The sequence below is a fragment of the Bradyrhizobium jicamae genome (assembly GCF_001440395.1).
Classification (GTDB): Bacteria; Pseudomonadota; Alphaproteobacteria; order Rhizobiales; family Xanthobacteraceae; genus Bradyrhizobium; species Bradyrhizobium jicamae.
The window spans coordinates 1-7,968 of record NZ_LLXZ01000055.1; the positions used below are offsets into that span (position 1 = coordinate 1).

Annotated in this window: 9 protein-coding genes and 1 pseudogene; 2 read left to right on the forward strand and 8 right to left on the reverse strand. The window is 58.4% G+C overall.

Annotated elements, in window-relative coordinates; translation table 11 throughout:
- From CQ12_RS08730 to CQ12_RS08760, 7 genes and pseudogenes are all read right to left on the reverse strand, one after another.
- Positions 1-813: IS110 family RNA-guided transposase (locus tag CQ12_RS08730; RefSeq protein ID WP_057834914.1), on the reverse strand; the 813-nt coding region annotated here is incomplete at its 3' end.
- A 142-nt stretch (positions 814-955) separates the two neighbouring features.
- Positions 956-1,210: pseudogene (locus tag CQ12_RS47625) on the reverse strand (hypothetical protein); the annotation flags it as partial.
- 1,197 nt (positions 1,211-2,407) lie between these two features.
- Positions 2,408-2,629, reverse strand: coding sequence for a hypothetical protein (locus tag CQ12_RS08740; protein WP_198164101.1), 222 nt, complete (start codon positions 2,627-2,629; stop codon positions 2,408-2,410).
- Between the two features lie 934 nt (positions 2,630-3,563).
- Positions 3,564-3,803 (reverse strand): hypothetical protein, encoded by a 240-nt coding sequence (locus CQ12_RS08745; RefSeq protein ID WP_057834910.1) that lies wholly within the window; start codon positions 3,801-3,803, stop codon positions 3,564-3,566.
- 1,001 nt (positions 3,804-4,804) lie between these two features.
- Entirely contained in the window at positions 4,805-5,005 is a 201-nt protein-coding gene (locus CQ12_RS42025; RefSeq protein WP_083519198.1) for a hypothetical protein, read from the reverse strand.
- Positions 5,006-5,222: 217 nt separating this feature from the next.
- Entirely contained in the window at positions 5,223-6,116 is an 894-nt protein-coding gene (gene ligD, locus CQ12_RS08755; RefSeq protein ID WP_063799702.1) for a non-homologous end-joining DNA ligase, read from the reverse strand.
- Positions 6,117-6,231: 115 nt separating this feature from the next.
- Positions 6,232-6,657, reverse strand: coding sequence for a hypothetical protein (locus CQ12_RS08760; protein ID WP_157088082.1), 426 nt, complete (start codon positions 6,655-6,657; stop codon positions 6,232-6,234).
- Between the two features lie 266 nt (positions 6,658-6,923).
- Here CQ12_RS08760 and CQ12_RS08765 point away from each other — a divergent pair, with 266 nt between their 5' ends.
- Positions 6,924-7,181, forward strand: coding sequence for a hypothetical protein (locus CQ12_RS08765; RefSeq protein WP_057834913.1), 258 nt, complete (start codon positions 6,924-6,926; stop codon positions 7,179-7,181).
- Positions 7,182-7,218: 37 nt separating this feature from the next.
- Positions 7,219-7,365, forward strand: coding sequence for a hypothetical protein (locus CQ12_RS44940; RefSeq protein WP_198164102.1), 147 nt, complete (start codon positions 7,219-7,221; stop codon positions 7,363-7,365).
- Between the two features lie 374 nt (positions 7,366-7,739).
- Here the strand turns inward: CQ12_RS44940 and CQ12_RS44945 are convergent.
- A partial coding sequence (locus CQ12_RS44945; RefSeq protein ID WP_198164103.1) for a hypothetical protein occupies positions 7,740-7,968 on the reverse strand: 229 nt, incomplete at its 5' end.

A 7,968-nucleotide genomic window follows, 5' to 3' on the forward strand; every position in this document is an offset into this window, starting at 1 on the left:
TCCCTGCTTGGAGATGCCGCCGAGCCGCTCCTTGCCGCCCGTCGAGTGCTGCCGCGGCACAAGTCCGATCCATGCTGCAAAATCCCGACCGGATTTGAAGTCACTCGGGTCTGTGACAGTGGAAGCGATGGCCGTGGCTCCGATCACGCCTATCCCGGGCACGATCTCGAGGCGGCAGCTCATATCATTGGCACGATGATGGGCGTGAATGGCGCGATCCAGAGCCCCGATCTGCAATTCCAGCGCCGCGAGTTGATCGACAATGGCCTGCAGCGCCTGTTTCATGGCGGATGGAAGAGCTTCGCGATTACCCTCGTCCGTGATGATCGCGGCAAGCTGCGCGAGACCTTCGCGTCCCGTCTCCGCAACGAGGCCGAACTCGGCAAGGTGAGCTCGGAGCGCATTGATCAGCTGCGTGCGCTGACGGATTAAAAGATCCCGCGTTCGATGCAACATCAGCAAGGCTTGCTGATCGGCCGACTTGATCGGAACGAACCGCATCGATGGGCGTGTCACGGCCTCACAGATGGCGGCTGCGTCGGCAGCATCGTTTTTCGACCGTTTGACGTAGCCCTTCACGTAGCTCGGCGGCATCAGACGCACGGTGTGACCGAGCTTGGAGACTTCGCGCGCCCAATGATGGGCGGTTCCGCAGGCTTCCATGCCGACCAGGCAAGGGGGAATCTTGCTCAAGAAGTCGATGACCTGCTTGCGCCGCAACTGACGGGTGATGATGACCTTGCCCGCACTATCCACGCCGTGCACTTGGAACACGTTCTTGGCGAGATCAACGCCGATGGTGCTAACCTGCATGTGGACGATCCCCTCCGGTGATTCGTTGTTCAACGATCACCCTTTGGCACATTCGATGCCGGGAGCGGGCGTCGTCCACCACATCATTAGCCTCCATGCAAGGCACCGACACCGAGGTCCGCTTCTATTTGCAATGCGGGCCTCACCGCTCTTCATCTGGATGCACCCACTTGTACGGTGTAATCTCCCGCCGCTCAGTCAACTTGATCATGCGAACGGGCGGCTTGTAACGGCGCGTCCCGCAGGACCGGCATCGGAACGACGGCTCTAGCTTCCAGATCGGCGTGTCACGCGCCCTGCGGATCGCATCCAGCGGCAGGCTCGCCTTTGTCTTGCATCGGCCGCACTCGATCTCCAGCCAGCCGTAACCACCGTTCAGGCATTGGCTATCTGTGGGGACGGCCGTAACTTCGACCACACTCCTGCCTCCGCTCAATCCGCCGCACGGGGCAAGTCTACTTCATCACCACCAACAAGAAGCAGTCTGCGCGCTCGTCCGTGTGATGAGCCGTTATGTCGGCAACCGCCGATGCCGGGGTGTTTCCCGACGTCGCAAGGGGGAACTCGAACGCGCTAGAATTCTGAACGTCTATTAATGGAACCGGGAACGAGAAACATCTCCGAAGCATTAGTATGGCGAGGCCGTCGCCCGCCGATAACGAAACGGCGCATGTCGCGGATAGCCAAAGGTCCTTCGGACTCGCTGTTCAAAAACAAGCGCTCGCGCAGATAGCCAAAGGCGAGGTCTCGGCCTGCGTTAGCACGCCCGAGAACGACTCCTCGCATAGCCGCGCGATCGTTCGAGAGATTGGCGAGAGACTACAAACTTCCTTCAAAGAGGACCACGAGTTACCTGCGCAATTCAGAGCGCAAATCGAACGACTCCGCCAATCAGAGCACGAGGCGTTAGACGGCACTCGTCCGGGAAGGTGTGTCTCAAATCAGATCTATGAGGATAAACGCACCTATCTCGATCAGCGCTGCGGCTCACAAGGTGGCGACGGCAAGAAAGGCGTCAGCTGTCGGCCCTTGAACCCAAGTTCACTTGGAAGGTCTGCGGCCATCGTAGCGCGGTAATGCGCGAATGGGATCGGCGGATGAAATCCGGGACGCAAGGCGGTGCTATAGTCTGTGCCCGCTCCTTAGGTCGGTGCCCTTGGGCCAGGCGAGCTCGACAATGCTCGCAGTTGAGAAGCGGCGTTCGCCCGTCTAGCTCTACGGATCAGATCTTCTCTTCGGCTGCGGGGCCGAATGACTTGGGCTTCTTCCTGAAAACGCGGCTGCACATCCAGCAGTTCATCCAAGGTAGTATTCTTCAAACGAAGCCGTAACATCGAATGCTCCTTCCTATGCAGGCGGGAGCACGATCGGTCTCTCAGCCACCGCTGCCTACAGATAGGCCCCTTCTCGGTGGTGCTAAGTAAACAGCCCTGCCGCGTGGAGGTTGCTAATGGGTCGCGTCCGCGTGGAACTAGCGGGTCTACTAAAGCCAGAAAACATTCGCTCTAATCTTCTCACTTTAAGCGCGGTCAAGGACGTTGCTGATAGACTTCGCGTGCCACTGGCCGCCGGGCGGCCGCCAACTGAGGCGGCCTTACGGAAGTCCAATTACTTCGATCGCGCGCGCCGAAATTTGCGCTGGATCTTTGAGGCCCGTCTGACCGATCTCGATTATTTTCTTGGCAATTAATTCGGCCAGAAGATCGTCGCGATCTTTAACGGACAGAACGCTCAACGTGTGTTCGTAGGCGTCCGTAAGGCGCTTTATCTCGTCCGGACCCAACGGAACGTTCTGCAGTAGTCGGTAAATAGGCACTCGTACCTCCTCCCGCACTGTAGCTGATCCGCACCCGTATCGTCATCGCTAGGAAGCCTGTCCTGGCAGAATCCGCGGGCTAAGGCCCAACGCCGCGGGGCAATCGAAACACGGCGCTGGGCTTCCCCGGTCAATGCTGGCGTCGATCAGGCGGCCAGTATCGCGGGGGAATTGCTCAACGCTAGTGCATTACACGAAGAAAATAATAGCTGACGCCACCGAGCACGATGATCGTGGGGACGGCCCATAGGATGAATACGGGGGGCATGATGTTCCTCCTGCTCTCAACAAACAAAGAACGGAGGGGAAAGGGTTGCGTTCCTGGAACTCAGGTTCGCAGCAAGACCCCGGAACACAATGACTGCACCGACATTGGTTTTCCTTTGCAATCTGGCGGAATTCGATGCGGTATTGTCCGCGGTGTGACAACAGTCGGTGGGTTTGCGAAAATCACTTCGACCGGCCGTTCTTGGGAGAAGGGCTGTGGTTGCGGCGGCGCCGGCGCACCTCGCCCGGACTGCAACCGAACCGATCCAGACGATCCAGATGATACCCCCGCAAATTGGTGCTCAGCGATGGCCGCTAACGTGGCTCCCCTTGTTGTCGCTATTTCATTGCTAGGAACTGCGGCGCACCGATTCACGAATGGACCGGCTCTATGATCTTTCGAATTGGGATGCGGTGATAAGAGCCTGCCCAACGGGCACGACTTCTTTGGTAGGAAGAGGGCTGCGGCAAAAGACCTTAGCCCGCAGCTCGAAGTCCCGTGAGACGCAAACGGCTACCTCGCGAACATTAGGATGCTGATCGCGCCGGCCGCCAAGGCCGCCGTGGCGGCAACAGACAGTACGAAGATGTCCGGTCTTGGCCATGGTGCGATGGTGGGCCTTAAGCGCTGGCTGGTTCCTTGATCTCGATCCATCGGCAAGATTGCCTACCTCCCGTCTCGCTCCCTGAGTAGGCGGGCTAAATCTTCCTCAAAGATCGTCTGTGACTGCTCAAACGTTTCGAGCAAATCAGCAGCGGCGGAACCATCGACAATGCGCTTGCGCTGCCGAGCGATGATCCTGCGTCCCTGCTCAACGCGACGCTTGGCCTGCTCGATGCGGTTGTCCAGGTTCCTCTCGGCGTAATGGTGAGCCGACGAGGGGCGCTGTCCCTCCTGTCCGATCACTGTTCTTCGCTCCAAGACACCTTCTCGCAGCCAAGGCAGCGGAACAGTCGGAAGTTTTTCCCTTGGCGACTGTCGAGGATCGGCATGGGCCGCGCAACACTGCCACAGTGATTGCATGTATGTTGGCTGAAAGGGCGACGCTCTGCTGCTTCAGCGGTAACGCTTGCTTCACTCACTTCACCCTCCTGCAAGGGCGTACGCACACTAAGTACAAAAGTGAACATTGGTTCCGAGCGGCAAGCACTTTTAGCGGCGCGAGCGTCGGGAACCAACATCGCCGGTGCTAACATCTGAGGTGATCAGGCCAAAGCGCAAGAAATGTGCTCACCCGACTTAGCTCTCTATCCGAACTCGTTGCCGAAGACACGACGTGACCGGCTCAAACGGGACCGCAGCAACATCGAATGATCATGCCATCTGCTCCGATGTTCAGCAGTGCCGGCACGATTCCGCTTCAATAGGCCGCGATGCCTTCCTGACCATGGATAATCTTGCGTCCTCCGCAGGCGCACTCGACCACAGCGTCCGGGCTGTACATACCAACAATCTGATTGAGCCGTGAAGCGCGGTAGGCATCCAACCAATCTACCGCGACGGCCATCGGGTCACAGCGTATCATCGCCCCTACCTACCTGCCACCCTGCGTAAGCCGATCAACGTGAACAGGATGCTATGTAGCCGCTCATCCGACCACGGACGTTGGGGACGGTTCTTGCACTTCCAACCAATGCCAAGGCAGACCTTGCAGACGGGGTCAATCATTGAACGAGTCTGACCGGGCGTCGTCTGTACGCATCGATTGCGCAGTTGGAGAGCAGCAGCCTGCGCCGTTCGCCGCTTCTCATCATGTCAGTTATTCTGTCAACCAGAAATCGCCTCGCGTCATTCGGCTCGCCAAGTTCGCCCGATCTTGCAAGGACGCTGCAGGCGATGCCGAGTGACTGCTCACAAAGTTCATAGTCGGTCATGACTGAGAAGACGGCTCCGCAATCACTGCATTCCTAGACCGGCGGCTTCAGGCCGGGTGACCGCAACCATTCGCTCAAGTGGGACGCGGTTTCATTCTGCCGGATACGTCGCAAGACATGATCTCGCGTAGGACCGGGCTTGAGCGTTTTGGCTTGCTCGCGCAATTGCGTTGTGTCTTCGGCCAATCGCTCTTCAAGTGTCGATGCATGTTCGAAACGGCGACGCTTTTGCATGCGCATCTCCTTTCCATTGGAGGAAGGCGAAAGCGCAATCAGGCGTTTTCCTCACCGATAGATACCAAATGCAATACGGTGGTCATAAGTGGTCATAAACGCTATACGTAGCAACAGATGACTGCTGTCCGGTACCCGACATAGGGGCGACGTTATCTGCCCTTGTCGTTGTGAACGCCATCACGGCAGTACGAGCGGCTAGTGCAACGCGCAAATGTTAGGACTTGGTCAGCCCCTTGAACGAACTGGCTCGCAGCAAGCCTTCGGAAGTGATATCCCGGTATTCGACATCTGCATAGAAATCAGGCTCGACCCACGTTGCTTTCGGCTTCCTAATGGGCCGGGTCAACTTTGACTTCGGGCTGACCACCGTGTCGAGTTGCTTCCTGATCTGGCTGGAAACAGTGCGCGACCATCCGGTCCCGACCTTGCCCATGTATACAAGATCGTTGCCTTCCCGCTTGCCAAGGTAGAGAGCAGCGACCCCACTGGGGTCCTTGATAAACCCGACGACGGGAAACTTGCCCTTCTGCACGGCCTTGATCTTCAGCCACGCTTCACTTCGCTCGGAGCGGTACGGCGCGTCTGCCCGCTTTGAGATGATGCCTTCCCAATTCAGCTTGGCCGCATGCTCAAACATCTTCTGACCGTCTCCGATGAGATGTTCAGAAAACAGCACCGGGAGTTCGATGTCGTTTTCACCGAGCAGGTCTAACAGAAGCTGTTTGCGGTCAATCTGCGGCAGCTTGCGGAGGTCGGCGTCACGCCATAGGAGATCGAAGGCGTAATAGACCAGTCGGTCCTGCCTGCCTGCTGCAAGCTCTGCCTGTAGTTCGGAGAAGTTGGTGCGGCCTTCGTGGACCACAACCACCTCGCCGTCGATGATGGCTTCACCGGGGATGTCGAGAGCGCCAGCAATGGCGCTGAAGCGTTTGGTCCAGTCTAGGCCGTTCCGGGTGTAGACCTTTTTCCGGCCCCCGTTGACGTGCACCTGGACGCGGTAGCCGTCGTACTTGATCTCATGCAGCCACTGACCGCCGTTCGGCGCCTTCGACTTCAGCGTTGCAAGCTGGGGCTTAATGAACCCTGGCATCTGGATACGCTTCGGCAATAACTCAACTCACAAAGAAACCCGCAGGAGAGAGCATCTTTGCTTAGTTTTCCTGAATCCCGAACAATCAAGGGACGTGGTCCTTCCTGACGCCAACCAATGCTGCGCTTTTCCTTCACCGCTCCTCGTCCGGATGTACCCACTTGTAGGGTGTGATCTCGCGCGCCTCGGTCAGCTTGATCATCCGTACCGGCGGTGACGAGCGACCTTTCCGACAAGAGCGGCATTTCAGCGAAGCTTCCAGCTTCCAGATCGGCGTGTCCCGCGTCCGGCGGATGGCATCCAGCGGCAGGCTCGCCCGCGTCTTGCAGCGATTGCACTCAACCTCAAGCCAGCCCAGACCGCCGCTAATGCATTGACCGATCGTTGGCGATGGTTGGGCCGCCCCGCCGTAGCCCTCCATGCGGACCGACCAAGCGTGGGCCTCAGCGCGATCGGCCTCACGGGCGGCCTTCTGAGCGGCCTCGCGGGCGCCCCGAGCGCGTATCTCAGCGCCCATGATCTGTCCGCCCCAGATTAATTCTCGCGATTTGGTGCCCATGCCCGCTCATCACAATGCTAGCGGCCCGGACTGGCAATCCACGAGAGCTAGGAAGGTCGTCCCGCCGGACCGCTTCTTCTTGGTCAAGCCGCGCCCCGGTACCGCCGGTAAATGCTGCGATCGTTGGAACTCCGGGCGGGACGAGGCGTCGAATGCTCACTTCCGGCCGATGCCCCTTAAGCCCCCCGGCCGGAAGTAGACCTGCCAAAGGTTGGCGGCCCCAGGTCGAAATCCTGGGGCCGTTTAGAGGCTCGCTGGATCGTGGAATGGCCCTGCATTTCAGCCGCGTTGCTCCCGCGACAGAGGAGCTAGAGATTTGGAGCGCGATTGAGCTCGGCTACTCATTTGTAATCAGCAATGAGAGTAGGAATGGCCCCGGCCTCCACGGGCAGCCCGGCTTTGTAGCTTCTTGGCGCCCCATCAATTTCAACAGACCGGCCGTCAGGGTTGGCGGATCGCCTTTTAGGACGTTTGCCGAAGCCGAGAAGGCCTGCGAGGCCATGCTGGTGCACCTGATCAAATAGCTTCGGATAGTGTTCGAAGGAGGCTCAAGAAAGACCAATGACAGTCCTTGTCTACGTCAACACCAGCAAGCAGGTTGGCGACCCCGAGCACATCAAGGTCTTCGCCAATTCGGACGCCGCGGAAACATGGTTCGAGGAGAACGATCCCGAGGGCGTGGCCTTTGAGTACGAGGTTCTGGAATGACAGCGGCCCCAGTCTGTTGCTGCCCGGGGCCGCCAGCTCTTGGAGAATCCCCGGCGGGGCTTGGGGAGCATTGCCGGAGGAATTCCAGAATATCCCGCCACTAGGAGACGGTCTGTACGCTAGCCGACAAAGGATTTCTGCTAGTGTGAATCGATCTATTGCCATTTTTTCCCGATTATGTGAACCAGCTCACAGCGTCTCGCTCGGGATTGTCGGAGATTGCAGGTTGGGGAGGACCTGGCCTTGACAAAACTTGCGATGCGCGTCCCCCAGTGGCTCACTATCGACGTGATGGTCCTTGTGGTTGGAGCGGTCATCTTGATCGCAGCCGCGCTGTGGTTATTGCAATCGGCGGATTAAGGAACGGAGAGCCACTAGGCCCGTTGCTGCTTGGCGCCGGTTAGCTTTCCAGGTTGGCGCATTGGAATGACGGCCTCAGCTTGTCCTTCCAGAAGCTGGGGCCGTTTGATCTGGCGGTAGCCCGCCAGCTTGTATCGATCCTGGTTTTGCGTTTGGATTCGAGCATGGGAAAAGCGGTCGCCTATGGGATCTCGCTCGGAATCGTCGGCTTTGGTGTTTGGATCCTCATTGCCGGCCTGAGTT

Coding starts and splice junctions, on each gene's coding strand:
- CQ12_RS08760 (WP_157088082.1), bottom strand. CDS start 6,657: ATGGGCACCAAATCGCGAGAATTAATCTGGGGCGGACAGATCATGGGC.
- CQ12_RS08765 (WP_057834913.1), top strand. CDS start 6,924: ATGGCCCTGCATTTCAGCCGCGTTGCTCCCGCGACAGAGGAGCTAGAG.
- CQ12_RS42025 (WP_083519198.1), bottom strand. CDS start 5,005: ATGCAAAAGCGTCGCCGTTTCGAACATGCATCGACACTTGAAGAGCGA.
- CQ12_RS44940 (WP_198164102.1), top strand. CDS start 7,219: ATGACAGTCCTTGTCTACGTCAACACCAGCAAGCAGGTTGGCGACCCC.